We start from the raw sequence: 22,611 nt of genomic DNA, 5'->3' as shown, positions 1-22,611 counted from the left end.
GACTGCGATTGCATGCAACCCGAAGCGCCCGTCACGCGCCGGGTTTGTTTTCGCCCCTCCCTGCGCCGACTCATCGATTCGCTTCTTTTCGACGACTGCCACCCACCGAGGGAGTAGCACCGTGACACACACTTTCGGAGCCCGCCGGCTCCGCGCCGCCGCCGCCGCATTCGGGGCGGCCGCCCTTCTGCTCACCACCGCCGCCTGCGGATCGGGTGCGGAGAGCACCGCCTCCGACACGCCCGCCGCGGTGAACGACGAGTACACCGAGACGGCCCGCAAGCTGATCGCCGCCGGCACCGGCGGGATGCTCTACTTCGAGGGCAAGGAAGCCGACATCACCCTCGACAAGATCAAGGTCTACGAGGAGTGGTCCGGTCCGACGACGTCGGTGAAGCCGCCGGCGAACGGCAAGCTCAACATCATCGTCTGCAAGATCGGCACCTCCTGTGAGGAGGTCGGCAAGCGGGCCACCGCCATCGCCGAGAAGCTCGGCTGGAGCGCCGAGATCCTGGACGGGCAGGGCACCCCGGAGGGCTACCAGAAGGCGCTGGCCACCGCCGCCGCCAACAAGCCCACCGCCGTCATCACCGTCGCCATCCCGGAGAACCAGGTCGCCGACGGCATCGCCGAGCTGCAGAAGGCGAAGATCCCGGTCGTGGGCGTCTCCGCCGTCGCCGAGGGCGGCGCGGTCGGCTACGACGCGCACGTGTCCAGCCGGGAGACGTTCCAGGCGGTGCTGGCCACCGCCAAGGCCGTCGCCGACTCCAACGGCAAGGCCAAGGTCGTCTTCCTCTGGGACGTCGGCTACCCGCACCTGGTCGAGGCGCTCAACGCCAGCAAGCGCGTGCTCGCCGGCTGCACCGGCTGCGAGTTGCTGGAGGTCCGCGAGCGCACGCTGGCGCAGGCGGTCGACCCGATCGAGATGCAGAACATCACCACCTCGCTGATCCAGAAGCACGGCGACAAGCTGCAGTACATCCTCACCCCGTACGGCAACGGCGTGGAGTCCGTCATCGCCGCCATCCGGGCCGCCGGCCGCAACGACATCAAGGTGCTGTCGAAGAACGCCGAGCCGGAGCGGCTGGGCAGCGTCGCAGCCGGTGACCAGCTCGCCGACTTCGGCGCCATCCGCGGCTGGAACGCCTACGCCGCCATCGACCAGGTGGGCCGGCTGGCCGCCGGTCAGCCCGCGCTGCCCGACGCCGAGCAGGGCATCCCGGCCACAGTCTTCGACAAGTCGAACGCCCCCAAGGACGGCGCGGTCGACTGGAACAGCTACGTGAACTACGCCGAGCGCTACGAGAAGATGTGGAGCGAGGCCCGATGAGTGCCGCCCCGGTGCTGGAGGCGGTGGGCGTCAGCAAGTCCTACGGCCGGGTACGCGCCGTCACCGACGTCTCCTTCGACGTACGCCCGGGCGAGATCCTGGGCGTCGTCGGGGACAACGGCGCCGGCAAGTCCACGCTGATGAGCATGGTCAGCGGCGCGCTGGCGCCGGACACCGGCCGCCTGCGGGTGGCCGGCCGGGACCTGACGCCGCACACCATCGGCGCGGCCCGGTCCGCCGGGATCGAGATGATCTACCAGGATCTCGGGCTCTCCGACAACCTGAGCATCGTCGAGAACGTCTTCCTCGGCCGCGAGTGGACCGGCGGTGTACGCGGCCTGCCCGTGCTGCGCAAGCGGGCGATGCGCGAGCGTACCCGGACGGTGCTGGAGGAGCTGGGCATCGACCTGCACGACATGAACGTGCTGGTCGAGGGGCTCTCCGGCGGGCAGCGGCAGATGGTCGCCATCGCCCGCGCGCTGGTCACCGAGAACGAGCCGCGCGTGATGGTGATGGACGAGCCGACCGCGGCGCTCGGCACCACCGAGTCCGACGGCGTCAACGCGCTGATCCGCCGGCTGCGCGACCGCGGCTACGCGGTCATCGTGATCAGCCACCGGATCCCGGAGATCCTGTCGATGGCCGACCGGCTGCTGGTGATGAAGGGCGGCCGCAACGTCTACCACGGCCCCACCGAGGGGCTCGACGTCGAACGGTGCGTGCAGCTGATCGTCGCGGGCACGCTCGCCACGGCGGGGGAGGCGGTCCGATGACCGCCGCCACGACGAAGACGCCCCCGGGCGGCGGCCGCACCGTCGTCAAGCAGAGCGCCGACCGGTCCCGCGCCGGGGCCGGGGAGCGGGCGGTCGAGGGGGTGAGCCGGTTCGGGCTGCTCGGCATGCTCGTCCTGGTGATCGCGGTCTTCTCCGCGCTCACCCCGGACACGTACTTCACCACCACCAACTTCCGGCTGATCCTGGTCAACCAGACAGTGACGGTGATCGTGGCGATGGCCGCCACGCTGCCGTTGCTGGCGCACTATCTGGACGCGTCGGTCGGCCCGATGCTGGGCCTGGCGCAGGGCGTGAGCATCTGGCTGATCGCGGTGCAGGGCGTGCCGATCTGGCTGGCCCTGCTCGCGGTGCTCGCCGTCGGCGTCGCGGTCGGCCTGCTCAACAGCCTGCTGGTGCTGAAGTTCGGCATGAGTTCGATCATCGCCACGCTCGCCGTGGGCAGCCTGCTGATGGGTCTGCTCTACATGGTCACCGGCGGCCGGGTGCTGTACCAGAACGTGCCGCCGGCGTTCACCGAGATCGCCCGCGGCGACCTGGGCGGCGTCCCGCTGCCGCTGATCTACCTCGTGGTGCTGGTGCTGGCGCTGGAGTTCATCGTCGTCTGGACGCCCTTCGGGCAGCGGCTCTACGCGATGGACGGCAACCTGCGCGGCGCCGCCCGGGCCGGCATCGACGTCCGCAGCTACACCGTCCGGGCGTTCGTCGGCGCGGCGGTGCTCGCCTCGCTGGCCGGCGTGCTGCTGGCCTCGCGGATCGGCTCGGCCCAGCCGACGGTCGGCGAACAGTTCCTGCTGCCGGCCTTCGCCGCGGCCTTCCTCGGCGCCGCCGCGCTGCGACCAGGCCGGGTCAACATCCTCGGCACCGTGATCGCCGCGTACTTCATCACCTTCACCATCGCCGGTCTGCAACACCTCGGCGCCGCGACCTGGATCGAGCGCGTCTTCAACGGCCTCGCCGTGATCACCGGCGTATCGGTCGCCGCGTGGTCGGTGCGCCGCCGCCGCCAGCTCGCGGTCCGGCACGTCGAACGCCTGGAGAACGACACCACCCCGAAGGGACGTCCCACCCCATGAAGAACGGCTTCTTCGTCCTCGACAACGCCATCCACATGTACAAGCTCACCGACGAGAACATCGACTTCAACCACGGCGGGAAGAAGTCGACGAACGCGCTCGTGGAGTACGCCCGCAAGTACTCCGCGCCGGGCTACCCGTACGACGACATCTCCGGCCGCGAACTGTCGGTCGAGGACGCGTACCGGCTGATGTTCGAGGAGTCCGACACCGACATGGCGATGGCCCAGACGGTGCCCAGCCACGGCGGCTGGAAGCTGGGGTTCTCGCCGGCGGAGAACAACTACAAGCTCAAGGAGGCGTACCCGGATCGGGTGCTGTTCTGCGGCGGCGTCGACCCGATCACGCACGGCCGCTACGGCGCGGTGACCGAGATGATCCGCCAGATCGAGGAGTGGGGCGCCACCAGCTTCAAGTTCTACCAGGCGCACTCCGGCGGCCTGTCCTGGAAGATCGACGACCGGCAGGTCGCGTACCCGCTGTGGGAGACCGCCCTCGAACACGGCGTGACGAACGTGCAGTTCCACAAGGGCCTGGCGTTCAACACACAGCACATCGCCGACCTGGCCCCGTACGACCTGGAGCGCGCGGCGCAGGACTTCCCCGAGATGACGTTCATCGTGCACCACCTCGGCGAGCCGTTCATCAACGAGACGATCAACATCGCGGCCCGGTACGAGAACATCCACCTCGCGCTGACCGCCTGGATCAACCAGTACCCGGTCGCGCCGCGCGCCGCGCTGCACGCCATCGGCAAGTGCCTGCTGCACGTCGGCCCGGACCGGCTGCTCTGGGGCTCCGAGGCGTTCGTCTGGCCGAAGGTGCAGGCGTACATCGACCTGTTCGCCGAGATGCGCATGCCGGAGGACCTCCAGGACGGCTACGGCTACCCGGAGCTGACCGACGAGATCAAGGAGAAGATCTTCGGCCTGAACTTCGCCCGGGTGCTCGGCATCGACGTGAAGGCCAAGAAGAAGGAGCTGTACGGCAAGAGCGGCAAGAAGTCCGCGAAGAAGGGCCGTAAGGATGGGCGCTGACAAGAGGGCGAAGGCCGCCGACCGCGCGCTCGACGGCAAGGTACGCCAGCTCGTCGAGGCGCACGGCGGCGGCGTCACAGTCGACGTGGACGCCGACGGCGACGCCCGGGTGACGTTCCACGGCCGCTGCGCCGCCTGCCCGTCGGCGCCGGTCACCATGGGCTCCCTGGTCCGCCCGGCGCTGCTGAAGATCGAGGGCGTCCGGTCGGTGACCCGGGCGGGCGCGGTCTCCCGGTTCGCCGAGGCCCGCATCGAGAAGATGTTCGGACTGTCGGAGCCGGCCGGATGACCGACGGCTTTCCCGACGGGCCGCTGACCGGGGTACGCGTGGTGGAGGCCGGCGTGCTGCTGGCCGGGCCGTTCTGCGCGCAACTGCTCGGCGACTTCGGCGCCGAGGTGATCAAGGTCGAGCAGCCGGACGGCGGCGACCCGATGCGGCAGTGGGGGCGGGAGAAGCCGCACGGCAAGTCGCTGTGGTTCCCGGTGGTGGCCCGCAACAAGAAGTCGGTCACCTGCAACCTGCGGATGCCCGAGGGACAGCAGCTCATGCGCGACCTGCTCGCCGGCGCCGACGTGTTCGTGGAGAACTTCCGCCCGGGCACGCTGGAACGCTGGGGACTCGCGCCGGAGGAGCTGCACCGGATCAACCCACGGCTCGTCGTCGTGCGGGTCACCGCGTTCGGGCAGGACGGCCCGTACGCGTCCCGGGCCGGCTACGGCTCGATCGGCGAGGCGATGGGCGGGATCCGGCACGTCACCGGCGACCCGTCCACGCCGCCGAGCCGCATCGGCGTGAGCCTCGGCGACTCGCTGGCCGGCACGTTCGCCGCGCTCGGCGCCATGATGGCGTTGCGGGTGGCGACCAGCACCGGCCAGGGCCAGGTGGTGGACAGCGCCATCTACGAGTCGGTGCTGGCGCTGATGGAGTCGCTGGTGCCGGAGTACGCGCTCACCGGCTACATCAGGGAGCGGACCGGCTCGATCCTGCCCAACGTGGCGCCGAGCAACGCGTACCCGACGCGCGACGGCGCCACAGTGCTGATCGCCGCGAACCAGGACACGGTGTTCCGCCGCCTGGCGGCGGTGATGGGCCGCCCGGACCTGGCCGACGACCCCCGGTACGCCACCCACGCCGCCCGCGGCGCGCACCAGGCCGAACTGGACGACCTGATCGCGGCGTGGACCGTCACGTTCGAACCGGCCGCGCTGCTGCGGCTGCTGCATCTGGGCGGCGTACCGGCCGGGTCGGTCTACACCGCCCGGGAGATGCTGACCGACGAGCACTTCGCCGCGCGCGAGGCGATCGTCGAACTCGACCACCCGGAGATGGGCGCGTTCCCGATGCAGAATGTCGCGCCCCGGCTGTCCCGCACCCCGGGCCGGCTGCGTTCGGTGGGCCCCCGGCTGGGCGAGCACACCGACGAGGTCCTGCGCCAGGTGCTGCGCCTGGCCGACGACCGGATCACCGAACTGCGCGCCGCCGGCGCGATCTGAGGAGGCAGTCATGGCGAAGAACCCGTACGTGGTGAAGAAGCGCTCGATCTCCGCGCCGGCCGCGCGGGCGATGGTGGCCGCCGCCGTCGCCCGCGCCGAGGAGATGGGCTTCGCGGTCACCGTCGCGGTGTGCGACGAGAGCGGCGTGCTGAAGGCGTACGAGCGGATGGACGGTGCGCCGCTGGTGAGCGTCCAGCTGGCGCAGGACAAGGCGTACACGGCAGTCGGTTTCGGGCTCAGCAGCGACGGCTGGTACGACTTCATCAAGGACGACGGCCCGCTGGCGATGGGCGCCCCGCCCGCGATCGACCGGCTGGTGACCTTCGGCGGCGGCTATCCGGTGAAGGTCGACGACGTGCTGGTCGGTGGCATCGGGGTCAGCGGCGGCCACTACACGCAGGACATGGAGGTCGCGCAGGCCGGACTGAAGGCGCTGTCTTGAACGTCGAGATCGTCGAGGTCGGCCCCCGGGACGGCCTCCAGAACCACCCGGCGGAGCTGACCACCGGGCAGAAGGCCGAACTGGTACGCCGGGCCGTCGCGGCGGGCAGCCGGCGGGTCGAGGTGACGAGCTTCGTCAACCCGGCGAAGGTGCCGAAGCTCGCCGACGCCGACGCGCTGGTGGCACTGGTCCGCGACGAGCCGGGCCTGGCCTCGATCGGCCTGGTGATGAACGGCCGCGGCCTGGACCGGGCGGTCGCCGCCGGTGTCACCGAGGTCAACTTCGTGGTCGTCGCCACCGACACGTTCTGCCGGCGCAACCAGGGCACGACCACCGCCGAGGCGGTGGCGCAGGTGCGGCGGCTGCTGCCCCGCGCCCGCGAGCAGGGGCTGCGCGCGTCGGTCACGGTCGGTGCCGCGTTCGGCTGCCCGTTCGAGGGGGAGACGCCGCCGGAGCGCGTGCTGCGCGTCGTCGACGACCTGGCATCGGTGGCACCGGACGAGGTGGCGCTCGCCGACACCATCGGCGTGGCCGTGCCGTCCCAGGTGGAGCGCCTGTTCACCGCCGTACGCGAGCGCACCGGGGCGAGCCTGCGCGGGCACTTCCACAACACCCGCAACCTGGGCCTGGCGAACGTCCTGGCCGCCGTCGGGGCCGGGGCGCGGGCGATCGACGCCAGCGTCGGCGGCATCGGCGGCTGCCCGTTCGCGCCGGCCGCCACCGGCAACGTGGCCACCGAGGACGTGGTGTACGCGTTGGAACGCTCCGGCACCCGGACCGGGGTGTCGCAGGAGGCGGCCATCGACAACGCCAGGTGGCTGGGCGAGGTGTTCGGCGCCGAGCTGCCGGGCATGCTGAGCCGGGCCGGTGGCTTCCCGTGACCGGGCCGCTGACCGGACTCCGGGTGCTGGACCTGACCAGCACGTTCTCCGGCCCGTACTGCACGCTGATGCTGGCCGACCTGGGCGCCGAGGTGATCAAGGTGGAGCCGCCGGGCGGCGACATCGCCCGCCAGCTCGGCGCCGCCCGCACCCCCGGCATGGCGGCGGTGTTCCTCAACATGAACCGGGGCAAGAAGAGCGTCCTGCTGGACCTCAAGGCGCCCGCCGACCGGGCCGCGTTCGACCGGCTGGTGCCGACGGTGGACGTGCTGGTGCACAACATGCGCCCGGCCGCCGCGGCCCGGCTCGCGCTCACCTACGACGACGTACGCGCGCTGCACCCGGCGATCGTCTACTGCGCGATCCCGGGCTTCCGTGGCACCGGCCGGCACGCCGACCGGCCCGCCTACGACGACGTGATCCAGGGCGCCTCCGGCATCGCCCGGCTCCAGAGCGTCAACCAGGACCAGCCCGGGTACGTCGTCACACCGCTCGCCGACAAGATCACCGGGCTCACCGCGTCCACCGCCGTGCTCGCCGCGCTGCGGCACCGCGACGCCACCGGCGAGGGGCAGCGCGTCGAGGTGCCGATGTACGACACGATGGTCGCCTTCGGCCTGCTCGAACAGCTCGACGGCTGGACGTTCGACCCGCCCACCGGGCCGCCGCTCTACCCGCGTACCGCCGCGCCGAACCGCCGTCCGTACGCCACCGCCGACGGGCACCTGTGCGTCCTGATCTACACCGGCCGGCAGTGGGAACGGTTCCTCACCCTGGTCGGGCGCGCCGACCTGCTGCGCCACCCCGACTACGACACCGTCGGCAAGCGGATCGCCAACGCCGACGGGCTCTACCGGGTGGTCGCCGAGGTGCTGCTCGGGCGTACCACGGCCGAGTGGCTGGCGGAGCTGTCCGCGATCGACGTGCCGTGCGCGCCGCTGGCCGGCTACGAGGAGATCCTCCGCGAGGAGGAAGAGGCCGGGTCCGGCCTGGTGTCGATCGTCGAGCATCCGGTGGCCGGGCGGCTGCGCAGCGTCGCCTCGCCGATCGTCATGTCCGGCTCGCCGTTGCCGGCCGGCCGGCTCGCACCGACGCTCGGCGAGCACACCGACGAGGTGCTCGCCGACGGCACCGAGGGGAGAAGCGGATGAGGGGCAGGGTCGCCGTCGTCACCGGCGCCGGATCGGGGATCGGGCTCGCCGTGGCCCGCCGGCTGGCCGACGAGGGCGCCGAGGTGGTCTCCGCCGACCTGGACGTCTCCGCCTGCGTGGGCGTCCCGGTCACCGCCGACCTGGGCACCCCGGCCGGCGTCGCCGCCGTCGTGCGGGAGGTGACCAGCCGGTACGGCGGCGCGGACGTGCTCGTCAACAACGTGGCGCTCGCGCCGTACCGGGACGCGTTCACCGACATCGACGACGCCGCCTGGCAGCGCACCTGGGACGTGAACGTGATGTCCTGCGTGCGCCTGTGCCGCGCGCTCGTGCCGCTCATGGTCGAGCGGGGCGGCGGCAGCGTGGTCACCATCGGCTCCGAGGCGGCGCGGCACCCCAAGCCGCACATGCTCGACTACGCGGTCAGCAAGGCCGCGCTGCTCAGCCTCGCCAAGGGCCTGGCCCTGGAGTACGGCTCCCGGGGTGTACGGGTGAACACCGTCGCGCCCGGCCCGACCCGGACCGCGACCATGGACGCCTACCTGGAGTCGGTCGCGCTCCGGCTCGGCATCGACGTCTCCGCCGCCGCCGACCACGTCGTGCACGAGCTGCGCCGGCTGCCGCTGGGCCGGATGAACGAGCCGGAGGACGTCGCCGAGGTGGTGCTCTTCCTGGCCGGGGACCGGTCCCGGCAGGTGACCGGCTCGGAGTACGCCGTCAACGGCGGTTCCACCGCGTCGATGTAGGTTCACCATCGGTGAACAGAGGGGGACGCATGGGCCGGGCCACGCAGTCGGCGTACGAGTCGATCAAGACGCGCATCCTCGGTGGGGCGTACGAGCCGGGGAAGAAGCTCTCCGAGGAGGACCTCGCCGCCGCGGTGGGGGTGAGCCGCACTCCCGTACGGGAGGCGCTGCGCCGGCTGCACGCCGAGGGCCTGGTGGACTGGGAGGCCAACCGGGGCGCCACCGTCCCGGCCTGGCGGGAGCAGGACCTGGAGGAGATCTTCGAGCTGCGTGCCCTGCTGGAGGGGTACGGCGCCGAGCTGGCCGCGACCCGGATCACGCCGGAGGAGATCGTCCGGCTGCGCGAGCTGTGCGCCGAGATGGAGGGCTACGCGGCCGGTCAGCGGCGGGACCGGGCGGACCGGATCGCGGTCTGCAACGCGCAGTTCCACGAGATCATCCTGGGCGCCGGGCGGAACCGCCGGTTGAGCGCGCTGCTCGGGGCGGTGGTGCAGACGCCGCTGGTGAACCGCACGTTCCGCCGGTACGACGAGGCGGCGATGGCGCGCAGCATGTCGCACCACCGGGAGCTGATCGACGCGTTCGAGGCGCGCGACCGGGCCTGGGCCGGCTCGGTGATGCGGGCGCACATCCTCGCCGCCCGCGCCACGCTCGGCACGCCCTGACCCACGCCGGGCCGGGCCACGTCGTACCCGTCGACGGTCCCCGGCCCGGCGTCACGTGTCACCCCGCGGACGCCTCGGCGCGGCGTACCACCTCGGCGGCGGCCCGTACCACCGCCCGGTCCAGCAGCCGCCCGCCGGCGTCGGTGGCCACCCCGGAGCCGCCGCGTTCGGCCCGCTCCAGCGCCTCCAGTACGGCCCGCGCCGAGGCCACCTCGGCCTCGGTGGGGGTGAACACCTCGTTGACCGTCGCGATCTGCCCGGGGTGGATGGCGCTGCGCGCCCGGAAGCCCTGCCGCAGCAGCGCCCGGGTGGTCTGCTCCAGCCGCTCCGGGTCGCGCAGCGTCGTCTCCACCGGTCCCACCGGCGGGGTGATGCCGGCCGCTGCCGACGCGACCACGACCTGGGAGCGGATCGGCGCGAACTCCGCCCGCTCCGGCCCGGGCTGCAACCCCAGCTCACCGGCGAGGTCCGCCTCGCCGAGGCCGAGCCGCAGCACCCGCGCTGCGGCGGCCACCTGCGGCGCGGTGAGCACGCCCCGGGCGGTCTCGATCAGCGCCACCACCCGGAACGCCGGGGCGTCCGGGCCGAGCCGCCGCTGCACCCGGGCCAGCGCGGCGTCGACCTCGGCGAGCAGGTCCGGCTCGGCCTTCGGCACCCAGACCCCGGCCGCCGCCGGGGAGAGCACCTCGACGTCCGCCTCGACCTGGTCGCTGTTGATCCGCACCCACAGCTCGGGGCCGGCCGGCGCGGCGGCGCCCAGGTACCCGGCGACCGTCTCCCGGGCCTGCGCCTTGCGAGCCGGCGTGACCGCGTCCTCCAGGTCGAGCACGAGCGCGTCCGCGCCGCGCCCGGCCGCCTTGTCCAGCAGGTCCGCCCGGTCGCCCGGCACGTACAGGTAACTGCGCGCCACCGCCGCCATCAGTCGTTCCCCCTACCGCTGCGGGCGGGCGAGGTAGCGGCCGGCCGGCTCGCCGGTCACCTTGCCGCCGACGAGCACGTGCTGCCCGCGGACGAAGGTGTCGGTGACCCGTGCGGTCAGCTCGAAGCCCTCGAACGGCGTGTACTCCTGCGTCGACTCGGAGTCCTCGGCGCGCACCGTCCAGGTCGAGTCCGGGTCGACCAGGCAGATGTCGGCGTCGTACCCCTGCAGCAGCGCGCCCTTGTTGCGCAGGCCGAAGCGCTGAGCCGGGTTCCACGAGGTCAGCTCCGCCACCCGCTGGTACGACAGGCCACGCCGGTTGCCCTCGGTGACCAGGCCGGGCAGCAGGTACTCGGCGCCGCCGAAGCCGGACTTGGCGACGAAGATGTCGTCGCGCGGCTCACCGAACTTGACCTCGTCCTTGCAGCAGGCGTGGTCGCTGACCACCCAGTCGATCTTGCCGTCCAGGACGTACCCCCAGAGCGCCTCGACGTCGGCGCGCGGGCGCAGCGGCGGGTTGACCTTGCCGCCCAGGCCGTGCGCGGTGTCGATGTCGGCGACCAGGTGGCCGATGGTCACCTCGCGGCGGAAGTCGATGTGCGGGAACGCCCGCGCCATCCGCAGCGCCGCGTCGACAGCCTTCTCCGAGGTCAGGTGCAGCAGGTTGATCTTCGGCAGACCGGTCTCGTGCGCCAGGTACGACGCGATCGACACGGCCAGTCCCTCGGAGTGCGGCGGCCGCGAGGCGTGGTACGCCTCCAGCCCGCGCAGCGTGCCGTCCTGCTCGACCTGCTTGGTGTACGCGCTCATGATCTCGGCGGTCTCGCAGTGCAGCGACAGCGAGATCTCGTCGGCCAGCTCGGGGAAACGCTCCCGGGCCGCCTGGACGCCCCGCATCACGAACTCGAAGTGGGCGTAGTCGTACCGCTCGCCCTCCGGGATCATGAGGAACGAGTTCTGGTCGGCGGACCGGCCGTGCAGGCCGTGGCTGCCGTAGAACATGAAGATCTTGAACGAGGTGACGCCGTGCTCCTCGACCAGGGACGGCACCTCGCCGATGTGCTCCCGCGACATCGGCGCCAGGTGGAAGCCGTAGTCGATGTAGGAGCGGCCCTCGGTCGCGGACAGCACCTCGGGGAAGAAGTCGGCGTACCGGCCGCCCCGGTTGAGGTAGTACTGCCCGGTGCGCATGTAGTTCAGCGCCGTGGTGACGCCGCCCTGCACCGAGGCGCGGCTCTCCGAGACGGCGTCCTCGCTCAGCGGGTTGTAGATGCCCCAGTGCTGGTGCGCGTCCACCACGCCGGGGAAGGCGAGCCGGCCGCCGCCGTCGACGACCTGGGCGGCCTCCGCCCGGTCGATCTGCGGGGCGACGCGGCTGATCCGTCCGTCGGTGACGCCGATGTCCATCAGCTCGGGTTCGGGCCGGTCGTGCCGGACCACGCGGACGTTCGTCAGCAGCAGGTCGTAGGTGCTCATGGTGTTGCTCCTCGTGCTCGGTTCAGCGGCGGTTGATCAGGCCCATCAGGCCGTGGACGTCGGGGGCCCGGTCCAGCCGGTGGACCTCCTCGGTGATGCGGTCGGCGGTCGCCTCCGGCAGGGCGGCGGCGTTGGTGCGGAACTTGACCGCCAGTTCGGCGTCGCTGAGCGGACGCTGCGGCCCGCCCCGGTTGGCGAGCACCTCCTGCACCCACTCCCGCCCGTCGCGGGTGACCACCCGCAGCACGGCCGGGAACTGGTGCGGGAAGATCGCGTCGCACCGCTCGTCGCCCACCACGTCGACCAGCGCCATCAGCGCCCGCCGCTGCGGGTCGTGCGCCAGGGCGTCGGTGAAGTCGGCGAGGTCCACGCCGAGACCGCCGCCGCCGATCAGGCCGGCGACCACCGCGTACGGGCCGCTGAACTGCGCCTCGTAGCCGGTCTGCGGCGCCCGCTTGCGCTCGATGGGCTGGCCGATGGTGCGCACCGTCGGCGTCGGCACGCCGAGCGTGATCGACTCGATCTCGTCCAGCGGCAACCCGCGCTCGCGCAGCGCGATCGCCGCGTCGATGGCGGCGTGGGTGAAGTGGTTCGCCGGATACGGCTTGAAGAAGATGCCCGGCACCGCCCAGTCGGTGCCGAGCCCGCGGACGATCTCGTCGCCGTCGAACTCGCCGCGCAGGAACGCCTGGAAGAAGCCGAAGCGTCCCTCCAGCACCGTCGGCGGGCCGGTCACGCCGTGCCGGGCCAGCTGCGCGGCGCTCACCGCCGCGTGCGCCGCCCAGCCGCAGTGGATCCGCTTGACGGTGCCGCCGTTGCGGTTGGACTCGATCAGACCGGCGGCCATCGAGGCGGACACGCCGAGCGCGTCGAGCGCGCCGTCGGCGTCCAGCTTCAGCAGCCGGGCCGCCGCCACCGCACCGCCGAGCGTGCCGCAGATCGAGGTGGCGTGCTGCCCGTGCTCGAAGAAGACGGAGTTGCCGGCGGCCGGGTCGTAACCGGCCATGCCGAGCCGGACGCACACCTCCAGGCCCACGGCGATGGCCGCGACCGTCTCCCGCCCGGACGCCCCGGACGCCTCGGCGGCGGCCAGCGCGGCCGGCACCACCGACGCGCTCGGGTGCAGCACCGACGGCAGGTGCGTGTCGTCGTAGTCGAGCGAGTGCGCCAGCACGCCGTTGGCGAACGCGGCCAGCGCGGCCGGCGCCTTCTCGTCCAGGCCGACGACAGTGGCCTGGCCGCGGCCGCCCTGCTCCTCGACGTAGGCGAGGGCCGCCTGGCTGGTCGGCAGCGGCCGGGCCGCCACGCAGAGGCCGAGCACGTCCAGGACACGGGCCCGGACGCTCGCGACGACCTCGTCGGGCAGCGTCTCGGCGGCGGTGTCGGCGGCGAAGGTGGCCAGGTGGCGGCCCAGGGTCGGCTCAGCCACGGCTGATCACCGCCAGCGGGCGCACCGGGGAGCCGGTGGCGCCGTACAGCGGCAGCGGCGCCATGACGAATGTGAACTCGTGCACCTCGTCGCGGGCCAGCTCCTCCAGCGCCATCGTCTCGATCAGGTAGACGCCGTGCTCGACCAGCAGGATCCGGTGGGCCGGCAGCGAGCTGTGGCCCTTGCCCGGCGGCAGGCACTCGAAGGCGATGGTGTCCGCGCCGGCGGCGTGCACCTGCCGCTGCGCCAGCCACGTCGCGCCGTCCGCGCCGACCCCCGGCACGCCGGAGTCCTTGCCGACGTACACGCCGCGGTCCTCGTGGTCGAACAGCCGGCCCCACCCGCTGCGGATGAGCACGACGTCGCCCGGGCCCACCGGCGTGCCCTGCCGGGACACCGTGGCGTCCAGGTCGGCGGGGGTGATCTCGTAGCCGGGCTCGCAGGCCTCCACGCCCAGCGCGGCGGGCACGTCCAGCAGCACGCCCCGGCGGACCATCGGCGCGACGGTGTGCACGCCCAGTTCGTCGAACCGGCCGCCGACCTGCGCGTCGGCGGCGTCGGCGCCGCCGTGCAGCCGGCCGTCCTGGGAGACGTGCGCGAGCGCGTCGACGTGCGTGCCGACGTGCGTGCCCATCACCAGCAGGTCGTTGGCGGCGGAGCCGCCGTCGGCGCGCACCATGTCGCCGTGGCGGCGCGGCAGGGTGAGCCCGAACGCCGGGTGGTTCGGTGACTGCGGCATGCCGACGGTCAGCCGCCGGCCCAGGTCGTAGATCGTGACACCGGCCTGCACGGCGTCGAGCAGGCGGTCGGCGGTTCTGGCTGTGGTGCCCACGGGGTTCCTCGCGTTTCGGCTGTCGGCGTCGTCAGGCGACGACGCCACGGGCTTTCAGGTCGGCGATCTCGGCCGGGTCGCAGCCGAGTTCCTCGACGAGCAGGGCGTCGGTGTCGGCGCCGGGGGAGCGTCCGGTGAACCGGATCCGGCCCGGCGTCTCCGACATCCGCCACATGACGTTGTGCATCCGCATCGGGCCGAGGTCGGGATCGTCGACCGTGGTGATCATCTCGGTGGCCCGGACGTGCGGGTCCTCGACGATGTCCTTGGCGCTGTAGACCGGGGCGACAGCGGCACCGGCCTCGGCGAACGCCGCGGCCACCTCGTCGCGGGTCCGCTCGGCGATCCACGACCCCACGTACTCGTCGAGCAGGTCCGCGTGCGCCACCCGCCCGACGCCGGTACGGAACCACGGCTCGTCGATCACCTCGGGGTGGCCCACCAGCCGCAGCACCCGCTCGGCGATGGCCTGGGCGCTGGTGGAGATGGCCACCCACGACCCGTCCTTGGTCTGGTACGTGTTGCGCGGCGCGTTGTTCGTCGAGCGGTTGCCCTGCCGCTGCTCCACCACGCCGAGCTGGTCGTAGACGGTGGGGCCGGGACCGACAGCGGTCATGATCGGCTCCAGCAGGCTCATGTCGACGACCTGGCCCCGGCCGCCGGAGCGCTCCCGGTGCCACAGCGCCATCATCACCGCCGACGAGGTGGCGATGCCGCAGATGCTGTCGGCCAGCCCGAACGCGGGCAGCGTGGGCGGGCCGTCCGCGGTGCCGGTCAGGTGGGCGAACCCGCTCATCGCCTCGGCCAGCGTGCCGAACCCGGCGCGGGAGGCGTACGGGCCGGTCTGCCCGAAGCCGGTGATCCGGGCGATCACCAGACCGGGGTTGACCCGGTGCAGCTCCTCCGGGCCGACACCCCAGCGCTCCAGCGTGCCCGGCCGGAAGTTCTCCACCAGCACGTCGGCCCGCTCGGCCAGCCGCAGCAGCAGCGCCGCGCCCTCCGGCGCGGACAGGTTCAGCCCGACCAGCCGCTTGTTGCGGGAGATCTCCTTCCACCACAGGGGATGGCCGTCCTTGGCCTTGCCGTGGCCGCGCATGCTGTCACCCATGGTCGGGTGCTCGATCTTGATCACGTCGGCGCCGTAGTCGCCGAGGATCTGACAGCACAGCGGCCCGGCGAGGATCGTCGAGACGTCAAGCACCCGCAGGCCCGTCAGCGGTCCGTCACTCACCTGTTCCACCTCCCCAGTTCTGTTCCTGACCCGTCCGCCCGGCGACACGCTGCGCCGGCGGCCGGAAACCCAGTTCGGCGGAGATCTCCGCCGCCGCCGCGGCGACCAGCGCCCCGTGCGCGGCGCACACCTCCGGGGTGAACCGGTTCTGCGGCCCGCACAGCGAGATCGAGCCGAACACCTGCCCGGTCGCGTAGCGCACCGCCGCGGCCACACTTCCCGCGCCGTTCTGCCGCTCGCCCATGCTCACCGCGTACCCCTGACGCCGGATCCGGGCCAGGTCGGCCCGCAGCTTGGCGGTGGAGGTGATGGTGGCCGGGGTGACCGCGTCCAGCGGGTGGTGGCCGAGGTAGTCGTCGACCTCCGCGTCCGGCAGCGCCGCCAGGATCGCCTTCGACGACGACCCGGAGTGCAGCGCGTGGCTGGTGCCCAGGGACACCGACATCCGGACCTCGTGCGGCGACAGCACCTGGTCGATGTAGACGCGTGACCAGCCCTGCCGCACCGACAGCGTGGCGGTCTCGCCGGTGTCGCGCACCAGCCGGACCAGGTAGCGGCGCGCGATGTCCGGCACGTCCAGCGCGCGCAGCGCGGCCAGGCCCACCGCGAGAGCGCCGGTGCCGAGCCGGTACCGCTTGGTCTCCTCGTTGAAGGTGAGGAAGTTGTCGGCCACCAGCTCCTTGAGGATGCGGTGCGCGACCGCCTTCGGCAGACCCAGTTCCCGCGCGATCGTCGACACGCCGAGGGTCTCCGGTGCCCGTTCGGCGATGATGTTGACGATGTCGAGGGCGCGGCCCAGACCGGAACGGGTCCGGCCGGCGGTGCTCTCGACGACCGCTGTCGTGATCATCTCTGTTCCTCCACTGTCGACGTACGTGCGTGGGGTCGCCGGGCGTCAGGCGGGTGCGACGGGGGTCTTCCCGGGCGGGAGGCCGTCGGCCTGCCGGGGTCGCTCCCGCGCGATGACGAGCGCCACCGAGGCGAGCACCACGGCACCGGCGAGCACCTGTCGTCCGGACAACGATTCATCCAGCACCATCATGCCGAGCAGGACCGCCACCACCGGGTTGACGTACGCGTAGGTGGACGCGAGCTGGATCGGCGCGTTGCGCAGCAACCACGTGTAGACGCTGAAGCCGACCACTGTGCACACCAGCATCAGGTAGGTCCACGCCAGCCAGGACCGGCCGGTCACGCCGGCCGGGTCGAACCGTCCCAGCTCACCGCTGACCACGCTCGCCACCGCCACCGCGACGCCGCCGACGAGCATCTGCCAGCCGGTGCCGACCAGGTGGTCGGCCGGCATGTGCAGCCGCTGCGACAGCGTCGAGCCCAGCGCCCAGACCATCGTGGAGACCACCAGCAGCAGCATCCCGCCGAGGTGCCATCCCTTCGTCGGCACCGAGAACAGCAGCGCCAGCCCGGCCACCCCGCCCAGTACGCCCACCGCCGCCAGCGCCGACGGCCGCGGACCGACCGCCAGCCGCAACACCAGCACCCACAGCGGCATGCCGGCCACCACCAGCGACGTCAGCCCGGTCGGCACGTACTGCTGGCCCAGGGCGAGCAGCGCGCTGCCCGCACCGACCATCAGCAGCCCGCTGGCGCCCACCCCGCCCCACTGCCGCCGGGGCAGCAGCAGCCCGGCCGGTCCCCGGCGCAGCGCCGCCACCGCGAACAGCAGCAGCGCGGCGGCCAGGAACCGGGCCGAGGTGGCGACCAGCGGCGGGATGCTGTCCAGGGCCACCCGGTTGCCCAGGTAGGTCGAGCCCCAGATCAGGTAGACCGCGCCGAGCCCGACGGCCAGGGCCATCGGGCCGGCGGGCCGCTGCGGATCCGCCGGGTGGCGGACCGCTGCGGGCCGGGTCAGGTCAGCGGTGGCCATCGACCCGGATCGCCACCGCGGTGTTGCCCCGCAGGGCGTTCGAGTAGGGACACATCCGGTCGGCCAGCTCCACTGCGCGCTCCAGGTCGGCCTGCGGGCACTGCGGCGCGGACACGTCCAGCACCACGGCGATCGCGTACCGGCCGTCGTCGGTCTGCCCGAGGGAGACCGAGGCGGTGACGGTCGTCGGACCGGGCCGCACGCCGGCCTGCCGGGCGGCGACCGCGAGCGCGCTGTCGAAGCAGGCCGCGTAGCCGGCCGCGAACAGCTCCTCCGGGTCGGTGCCGGGCGCGTCCGGACCCCGCTGCGCGGGGCGGGTCAGGTCGACCCGCAGCGACCCGGTCAGCGACCGGGCGCTGCCGCCGCGACCGCCGGAGACCTCGACTGTGGCGGTGTAGACAGTGTTCGCCGGTACGACCTTCGCCTCGGTCACCGGGGTGCCGGCGCTCATGCCGCCACCTCCCGCCCGAGGTCGGCGTGCACCCGCGCGGCGACCGCGTCGGCGAACGCCTCCGGCTGCTCGTCGGCCACGAAGTCGGTGCCGCCGGGGATGGTGACCAGCTCGGCGCCGGGCAGCGCGGCCCGCACCTGCGGCGTCATCCGGTCCAGCAGGTCGTCGGCGCCGTGCAGCAGCACGATGGGCAGCGCGTCCAGGGCGGCGGTGTCGACGTGGTGGTCGAACACCGCCCGGTACGCGGTCGCGTAGTCCGGTCCGGTCAGCAGGTACTCGGTGACCTGCCGGTCCGCCTCCTCCGGGGTCAGGCGCGGGTACAGGCCGTACACCCGGTCCCAGATCACCTTCAGGTGCCCGCCGTCGCGCGCCGGCACGTAGCCGGGCGCGTACGACCGCTTCTTCTCCGCCCGCTCCTGCTCGTCGTAGAGCGGGATGCCCTGGAGAATCAGCCGGTGCACCCGCTCCGGCGCCGACATCAGCGCCTCCGCGCCGACGATCGCGCCGGTGTGCTGCCCGAGCAGGTGTACCCGGGACAGCCCGAGGGCGTCGGCGAACTGCCACACCCCGGCCGCGTACTCCGGGATGGACCACGGGCGCGGCGGCGCGTCGGACATGCCGAAGCCCGGCGTGTCCGGGGCGATCACCCGCAGGCCGCGGCGGGCCAGCGGCTCGATCACCGCGTCGTAGGTGGCCGAGGAGAGCGGGGACTGGTGCAGGATCAGCAGCACCGGGGCGTCGGCGTCGCCGCCGTGCCGGTAGTGCACCTGACCCCACGGCACGTCGACGTAGGCGCGGCGGGCCACGCCGCGGGCCCGGGTCACTCGGCCACCGCCAGCGCCGCCATGACCTCGATGACGTGCTTGATGCCGGCCTTGTAGTCGTCCAGCCGGATGTTCTCGTTCGGGCCGTCCACACCGGAGTCGGCGCGGGACACGCCGACGCCGACGATCGGCCGGTCGGCGATCACGCCCTGGTTGCCGATCCACTGCGTGTACGGCTCGATCACCGGCTCGGTCCCGTACACCCGGCGGGCCGCGTCGGCGACCAGCGCGACGAACGGGTCGCGGTGGTCGGTGAGGTTGGGCCGGCTGGTCGCCATCACCTCGATGCGCAGGTCACCGAAGCCGGTCGCGGCCAGGTGGTCGCGGATGCAGCCGAGCACCCGGTCCGGGTCCTGGCCCGGCACCAGCCGGATCTCCAGCTTCGCCGAGGCGGTCGACGGGATGCCGAGCGTCACGTCGTCGCGCATGTCGCCGCCGGCGAAACCGGCGACGGTGAGCGTCGGCACGGTACGGATGGCGACCGCGGCGCCCTGGTCGTCCAGGTCACCGGTGAACCGGTCGACCTGGGCCCGCTTGCGCAGGAAGTCCCCGTCGAACGCCACCTTCTCCAGCAGCGCCCGCTCCTCGTCGGTCGGCGGCCGGGCGTCGTCGGCGAAACCGGGGATCGTCACGGTGCCGTCGGGCCGCTGCAACTGCGCCAGGGCGGCGGCCAGCCGGGCCGTGGCAGCCGGCAGCAGCGCGGTGTTCTGGCTGGTGAGGTCGCGCGGCAGGGTCTGCGCGGTGAGGCGCAGGTAGAGCACGCCCTTCTCGGCGAGCTTGAGCAGCAGCCGGTCCTCGCCGTCGAGCCAGGAGTTCTCCCACAGCGCGGCGTCGCTGGCGAGCCGGTCGGCGTGCGCCTCGACGAACGAGCCGAGACCCGGGCTGTGCAGCCACTTCTTGCCCTCGAAGATGATCCGGTTGGTCACCGGCGGGGTCAGCCCGGCCAGCTTCCAGGCCGCCGCCGCGTGGATGCGGGACATGACGACGCCCTTGTCGTCGGCCACGCCCCGGGCGTACAGCCGGCCGTCGTGGATCTCCGCCGCGTACGGCGGGCTGATCCAGTCGGCGTCGTCACCGGCCGGCTCGACCTCCACGTCGTAGTGGGTGAAGTGCAGCAGCGCCTTGTCGCCCTCGCCCGGCACCTCGGCCAGCACGTACGGGTACGACTGCTCCCACGGGATGATCTCGGCTTCGCCGCCCCAGCGGCGGACCGACCCGGCGATGAACTCGGCGGTGGCCTCCATCTGCTCCGGCTCCTGGCGGCGGCTGCGGATGCGGCACAGCTGCTGGAGCTCCTCGACGAACTCGTCGAAGTGCGCGTCGACGGCCGCAAGCGCGGCCGCGGTATCCGGTTTGGGCATGGTGGTCCTCACAGAAGGGGTCGGGGAGGGGGAAGTCAGTGGATGGTGACGCCGCCGTCGACGAAGATCGTCTGCCCGGTGGTCATGGCGGCGGCGTCACTGAGCAGGTAGGCGACCGCGTTGGCGACGTCCTGCGGCTGCGCCATCCGGCCCAGCGGGATCGACGCCATCTTGTCGGCCAGGTACGCCTCGTCGCCGCGGACGTCGGAGGTCATGTCGGTGGGCACGATGGTGGGTCCGACGGCGTTGACCCGGATCCGGTCCGGCGCCCACTCCAGCGCCAGCACGCGTGCCATGTGCATCACGCCGGCCTTGCTGACGCAGTACCCGAGCGTGTTCAGCACCGCGACGTGCCCGTTCGTGGAGCCGATGTTCACCACCGCGCCGCCGCTGCGCCGCAGCGCCGGGTACGCGGCCTGGCTCATCCGGAACGTGCCGGTCAGGTTGACGTCCAGGACGGTGGTGAAGTCCTCCTCGGACATCGTCGCCGCCGGTCCGCGCCGGACGATCCCGGCGTTGTTGACGAGCAGGTCCAGGCGGCCGTGGGCGTCCAGGACCTCGGCCACCAGCTGCGTGCAGGAGGCGGCCGACCGGACGTCCACCCGGTGCCGGGTGTGCGCGCCGCCGGTCAGCTCGGCCTCCGCCCAGTCGTCGAGCAGGTCGGCCTGCGCCACCGTCGCGCCGCGCTGTGCCAGCGTCGTGGCGATCCGGGCGCCGATGCCGCGGGCCGCCCCGGTCACCACTGCCACCCGTCCGTCGAACCGGTTCGGGTCGGTGTTCATGTCTCGTGTCCTGCCTTTCCGGTCCGGCCACCGGCCGGGCGGGCGTGAACCACGCCCGGCCGGTGCTCCGCACGCGTGACGACGGTCCCGTCAGCTGTCGTCACGCGCCGATCACCTTCGTGTCCTCGGCCCAGAAGGCCAGCCGCTTCTGCAGCAGCCGGATCACGAAGTGCGCCACCAGACCCATCACCGACAGCACCACCAGGACGGCGAACATGCCGGCGATGTCGAAGTTGTAGTTGGTCTGCAGCAGCAGGTAGCCCAGGCCCTCCTTGGCGCCGATGAACTCGCCGACGACCGCGCCGAGGATGGCGAAGACGATGCCGATGTCCAGGCCGGCGAAGATGAACGGCAGCGCGCTGGGCAGCCGGACCATCCGGAAGATCTGGGTCTTGCTCGCGCCGAACACCGTCAGCATCTGGATCTTGTCGGCGTCGGCCGCCCGCAGGCCCTCGATGACGTTGACGAGCATCGGGAAGAACGAGATCACCGCGGCCATGACCACCTTGCTGGTCAGGCCGAAACCGAACCAGACCACGAACAGCGGGGCCAGGGCGACCTTCGGGACGGTCTGGAAGGCCACGATGTACGGCATCAGGGTGGCTTCGACGATCTTGATCTGGGAGATGAACGTGCCGAGCAGCAGCGCGGCCCCGACACCGATCACGAACCCGAGCAGCGCCTCCTGGGTGGTCACCCAGAAGTGACCCCAGAACTGGTCGTCGCCGAGCTGCTGCCACAGCGACTCGACCACGCTCGACGGCAGCGGCAGGACGTACTCGTCGACGCCGATGAGCTGGACGCCGTACTCCCAGGCCAGGACGACCACGACGAAGACCGTCGGGACCAGCCAGAGCTGGGGCTTCTCGCGGAGGTCGAACTTGCGCCGGGCGGGCTTGGCGGGCCGGGCGGACGGCGCCGGTGGCTGGGCCGGCTCGCGGACCAGGTTGCTTGTTGCCATGGCTGTCCCTCGTCAGTCGATAACGCCGGCGGCGTTGAAGTGTCGGCGGATCCGCTCCACGTAGACCCCGGCCCGGTCGGACGACATGACGCCGAGGTCACGCGGCCGCTCCAGGTCGATGTCCATGACCTCCGCGATCCGGCCCGGCCGGGGGCTGAGCACGACCACCCGGTCGGAGAGGAAGACCGCCTCCGGGATGGAGTGCGTGACCAGCACGATCGTCTGGTTGCTCTCCTGCCAGATGCGCAGCAGCTCCACGTTCATGTACTCGCGGGTCATCGCGTCGAGCGCGCCGAACGGCTCGTCCATCAGCAGTACCGCCGGGTCGTGCACCAGCGCCCGGCAGATGCCGGCCCGCTGCTGCATGCCGCCGCTGAGCTCGTGCGGGTACTTCTGCTCGAAGCCGTTGAGACCGACCATCTCGAGCAACTGCTGGGCGCGTTCCCGGTGCCGGCGGGGATCCAGTCGCTGGATCTCCGCCGGCACCATCACGTTGTCGAAGATGGTGCGCCACGGCAGCAGCGTCGGTGCCTGGAACACCATCCCGACCTCGGGAAGGGGCTTCGTCACGTCCCGCCCGGCGATCCGTACCGCGCCGCCGGTCTTCGGGCTGAGCCCGGCGAGGATCTTCAGCAAAGTGGTCTTGCCGCACCCGGACGGTCCCACGACCGAGATGAACTCGCCGCGACGTACCGTCAGGTTGATGTCGCTCAACGCCTGGGTCGGTGCCGACTTCCGGGGCCGGTACTCCTTGTCCAGCCCGTCGATCTCGATCCAGGAGTCTTCCGACACCGATGCCGGAGCCTGCGTCTGCGCCCGGCGGGCCGTCGCCTTGATGGCCATCGAA

General features: G+C 72.4%; 24 protein-coding genes. 11 read left to right on the top strand and 13 right to left on the bottom strand.

Going from position 1 to position 22,611, the window contains the following annotated elements; all coding sequences use genetic code 11:
* The first annotated feature begins 121 nt into the window (after positions 1-121).
* From FB454_RS01960 to FB454_RS01910, 11 genes are read left to right on the top strand one after another with little or no spacing between them, the layout of a single operon-like run.
* Entirely contained in the window at positions 122-1,330 is a 1,209-nt protein-coding gene (locus tag FB454_RS01960) for a substrate-binding domain-containing protein (protein WP_013286914.1), read from the top strand.
* Positions 1,327-2,103 (top strand): ATP-binding cassette domain-containing protein, encoded by a 777-nt coding sequence (locus tag FB454_RS01955; protein WP_013286913.1) that lies wholly within the window; start codon positions 1,327-1,329, stop codon positions 2,101-2,103. The genes FB454_RS01960 and FB454_RS01955 overlap by 4 nt, the downstream gene beginning before the upstream one ends.
* Positions 2,100-3,197: an ABC transporter permease gene (locus tag FB454_RS01950; protein WP_013286912.1), complete on the top strand. Its 1,098-nt coding sequence runs from the start codon at positions 2,100-2,102 to the stop codon at positions 3,195-3,197. Before FB454_RS01955 ends, FB454_RS01950 begins: the two co-directional genes overlap by 4 nt.
* Positions 3,194-4,234, top strand: a complete 1,041-nt coding sequence (locus FB454_RS01945) for an amidohydrolase family protein (protein ID WP_013286911.1) — start codon at positions 3,194-3,196, stop codon at positions 4,232-4,234. Before FB454_RS01950 ends, FB454_RS01945 begins: the two co-directional genes overlap by 4 nt.
* On the top strand, positions 4,224-4,523 hold the full coding sequence (locus FB454_RS01940) for a NifU family protein (RefSeq protein WP_013286910.1): 300 nt from the start codon (positions 4,224-4,226) through the stop codon (positions 4,521-4,523). The genes FB454_RS01945 and FB454_RS01940 overlap by 11 nt, the downstream gene beginning before the upstream one ends.
* Positions 4,520-5,728, top strand: coding sequence for a CaiB/BaiF CoA transferase family protein (locus FB454_RS01935; protein ID WP_013286909.1), 1,209 nt, complete (start codon positions 4,520-4,522; stop codon positions 5,726-5,728). Before FB454_RS01940 ends, FB454_RS01935 begins: the two co-directional genes overlap by 4 nt.
* Positions 5,729-5,738: 10 nt before the next feature.
* Positions 5,739-6,170, top strand: coding sequence for a GlcG/HbpS family heme-binding protein (locus FB454_RS01930; RefSeq protein WP_013286908.1), 432 nt, complete (start codon positions 5,739-5,741; stop codon positions 6,168-6,170).
* Entirely contained in the window at positions 6,167-7,051 is an 885-nt protein-coding gene (locus FB454_RS01925; protein WP_145822345.1) for a hydroxymethylglutaryl-CoA lyase, read from the top strand. Before FB454_RS01930 ends, FB454_RS01925 begins: the two co-directional genes overlap by 4 nt.
* The gene (locus FB454_RS01920) at positions 7,048-8,202 is read left to right on the top strand and encodes a CaiB/BaiF CoA transferase family protein (protein ID WP_030268391.1); all 1,155 of its coding nucleotides are present in this window, start codon (positions 7,048-7,050) and stop codon (positions 8,200-8,202) included. The genes FB454_RS01925 and FB454_RS01920 overlap by 4 nt, the downstream gene beginning before the upstream one ends.
* Positions 8,199-8,948, top strand: a complete 750-nt coding sequence (locus FB454_RS01915; RefSeq protein WP_013286905.1) for an SDR family NAD(P)-dependent oxidoreductase — start codon at positions 8,199-8,201, stop codon at positions 8,946-8,948. The genes FB454_RS01920 and FB454_RS01915 overlap by 4 nt, the downstream gene beginning before the upstream one ends.
* Positions 8,949-8,977: 29 nt before the next feature.
* A complete protein-coding gene (locus FB454_RS01910) occupies positions 8,978-9,613 on the top strand; it encodes a GntR family transcriptional regulator (RefSeq protein ID WP_071094524.1) in 636 nt (211 codons plus the stop codon).
* A 58-nt stretch (positions 9,614-9,671) separates the two neighbouring features.
* Here the strand turns inward: FB454_RS01910 and FB454_RS01905 are convergent, their stop codons facing one another.
* From FB454_RS01905 to FB454_RS01845, 13 genes are all read right to left on the bottom strand, one after another.
* Positions 9,672-10,532 carry an HpcH/HpaI aldolase/citrate lyase family protein gene (locus FB454_RS01905; RefSeq protein WP_071094526.1) on the bottom strand — a complete coding sequence of 287 codons (861 nt, stop codon included), beginning with the start codon at positions 10,530-10,532 and terminating at the stop codon, positions 9,672-9,674.
* Positions 10,533-10,544: 12 nt separating this feature from the next.
* Positions 10,545-12,008: a dihydroorotase gene (locus FB454_RS01900; protein ID WP_071094528.1), complete on the bottom strand. Its 1,464-nt coding sequence runs from the start codon at positions 12,006-12,008 to the stop codon at positions 10,545-10,547.
* Between the two features lie 22 nt (positions 12,009-12,030).
* Positions 12,031-13,437 (bottom strand): MmgE/PrpD family protein, encoded by a 1,407-nt coding sequence (locus FB454_RS01895; RefSeq protein WP_013476392.1) that lies wholly within the window; start codon positions 13,435-13,437, stop codon positions 12,031-12,033.
* Positions 13,430-14,269, bottom strand: coding sequence for a cyclase family protein (locus FB454_RS01890; RefSeq protein ID WP_013286900.1), 840 nt, complete (start codon positions 14,267-14,269; stop codon positions 13,430-13,432). The genes FB454_RS01895 and FB454_RS01890 overlap by 8 nt, the downstream gene beginning before the upstream one ends.
* A 31-nt stretch (positions 14,270-14,300) precedes the next feature.
* On the bottom strand, positions 14,301-15,500 hold the full coding sequence (locus FB454_RS01885; protein ID WP_013286899.1) for a CaiB/BaiF CoA transferase family protein: 1,200 nt from the start codon (positions 15,498-15,500) through the stop codon (positions 14,301-14,303).
* A complete protein-coding gene (locus FB454_RS01880; protein ID WP_013286898.1) occupies positions 15,493-16,350 on the bottom strand; it encodes an IclR family transcriptional regulator in 858 nt (285 codons plus the stop codon). Before FB454_RS01880 ends, FB454_RS01885 begins: the two co-directional genes overlap by 8 nt.
* A 45-nt stretch (positions 16,351-16,395) precedes the next feature.
* A complete protein-coding gene (locus tag FB454_RS01875; RefSeq protein WP_013286897.1) occupies positions 16,396-17,385 on the bottom strand; it encodes an EamA family transporter in 990 nt (329 codons plus the stop codon).
* Positions 17,372-17,836, bottom strand: coding sequence for an Ohr family peroxiredoxin (locus FB454_RS01870; RefSeq protein WP_013286896.1), 465 nt, complete (start codon positions 17,834-17,836; stop codon positions 17,372-17,374). The genes FB454_RS01875 and FB454_RS01870 overlap by 14 nt, the downstream gene beginning before the upstream one ends.
* Positions 17,833-18,660, bottom strand: coding sequence for an alpha/beta fold hydrolase (locus FB454_RS01865; RefSeq protein WP_013286895.1), 828 nt, complete (start codon positions 18,658-18,660; stop codon positions 17,833-17,835). Before FB454_RS01865 ends, FB454_RS01870 begins: the two co-directional genes overlap by 4 nt.
* Entirely contained in the window at positions 18,657-20,021 is a 1,365-nt protein-coding gene (locus FB454_RS01860) for a M20/M25/M40 family metallo-hydrolase (RefSeq protein WP_013476397.1), read from the bottom strand. The genes FB454_RS01865 and FB454_RS01860 overlap by 4 nt, the downstream gene beginning before the upstream one ends.
* A gap of 35 nt (positions 20,022-20,056) precedes the next feature.
* Positions 20,057-20,803, bottom strand: a complete 747-nt coding sequence (locus FB454_RS01855; RefSeq protein WP_013286893.1) for an SDR family NAD(P)-dependent oxidoreductase — start codon at positions 20,801-20,803, stop codon at positions 20,057-20,059.
* Between the two features lie 100 nt (positions 20,804-20,903).
* A complete protein-coding gene (locus tag FB454_RS01850; protein WP_030268404.1) occupies positions 20,904-21,764 on the bottom strand; it encodes an ABC transporter permease in 861 nt (286 codons plus the stop codon).
* Positions 21,765-21,776: 12 nt separating this feature from the next.
* Entirely contained in the window at positions 21,777-22,607 is an 831-nt protein-coding gene (locus FB454_RS01845) for an ABC transporter ATP-binding protein (RefSeq protein ID WP_013286891.1), read from the bottom strand.
* Positions 22,608-22,611 lie beyond the last annotated feature (4 nt).

The organism is Micromonospora sp. CNZ297 (assembly GCF_007827625.1).
The sequence above is the reverse complement of the archived record's forward strand: the minus strand, read 5'-3'. Positions and strand labels throughout refer to the sequence as shown.

Coding starts and splice junctions, on each gene's coding strand:
- FB454_RS01860 (WP_013476397.1), bottom strand. CDS start 20,021: ATGCCCAAACCGGATACCGCGGCCGCGCTTGCGGCCGTCGACGCGCAC.
- FB454_RS01850 (WP_030268404.1), bottom strand. CDS start 21,764: ATGGCAACAAGCAACCTGGTCCGCGAGCCGGCCCAGCCACCGGCGCCG.
- FB454_RS01880 (WP_013286898.1), bottom strand. CDS start 16,350: ATGATCACGACAGCGGTCGTCGAGAGCACCGCCGGCCGGACCCGTTCC.
- FB454_RS01900 (WP_071094528.1), bottom strand. CDS start 12,008: ATGAGCACCTACGACCTGCTGCTGACGAACGTCCGCGTGGTCCGGCAC.
- FB454_RS01875 (WP_013286897.1), bottom strand. CDS start 17,385: ATGGCCACCGCTGACCTGACCCGGCCCGCAGCGGTCCGCCACCCGGCG.
- FB454_RS01910 (WP_071094524.1), top strand. CDS start 8,978: ATGGGCCGGGCCACGCAGTCGGCGTACGAGTCGATCAAGACGCGCATC.
- FB454_RS01915 (WP_013286905.1), top strand. CDS start 8,199: ATGAGGGGCAGGGTCGCCGTCGTCACCGGCGCCGGATCGGGGATCGGG.
- FB454_RS01950 (WP_013286912.1), top strand. CDS start 2,100: ATGACCGCCGCCACGACGAAGACGCCCCCGGGCGGCGGCCGCACCGTC.
- FB454_RS01870 (WP_013286896.1), bottom strand. CDS start 17,836: ATGAGCGCCGGCACCCCGGTGACCGAGGCGAAGGTCGTACCGGCGAAC.
- FB454_RS01855 (WP_013286893.1), bottom strand. CDS start 20,803: ATGAACACCGACCCGAACCGGTTCGACGGACGGGTGGCAGTGGTGACC.
- FB454_RS01930 (WP_013286908.1), top strand. CDS start 5,739: ATGGCGAAGAACCCGTACGTGGTGAAGAAGCGCTCGATCTCCGCGCCG.
- FB454_RS01940 (WP_013286910.1), top strand. CDS start 4,224: ATGGGCGCTGACAAGAGGGCGAAGGCCGCCGACCGCGCGCTCGACGGC.
- FB454_RS01945 (WP_013286911.1), top strand. CDS start 3,194: ATGAAGAACGGCTTCTTCGTCCTCGACAACGCCATCCACATGTACAAG.
- FB454_RS01845 (WP_013286891.1), bottom strand. CDS start 22,607: ATGGCCATCAAGGCGACGGCCCGCCGGGCGCAGACGCAGGCTCCGGCA.
- FB454_RS01905 (WP_071094526.1), bottom strand. CDS start 10,532: ATGGCGGCGGTGGCGCGCAGTTACCTGTACGTGCCGGGCGACCGGGCG.
- FB454_RS01935 (WP_013286909.1), top strand. CDS start 4,520: ATGACCGACGGCTTTCCCGACGGGCCGCTGACCGGGGTACGCGTGGTG.
- FB454_RS01955 (WP_013286913.1), top strand. CDS start 1,327: ATGAGTGCCGCCCCGGTGCTGGAGGCGGTGGGCGTCAGCAAGTCCTAC.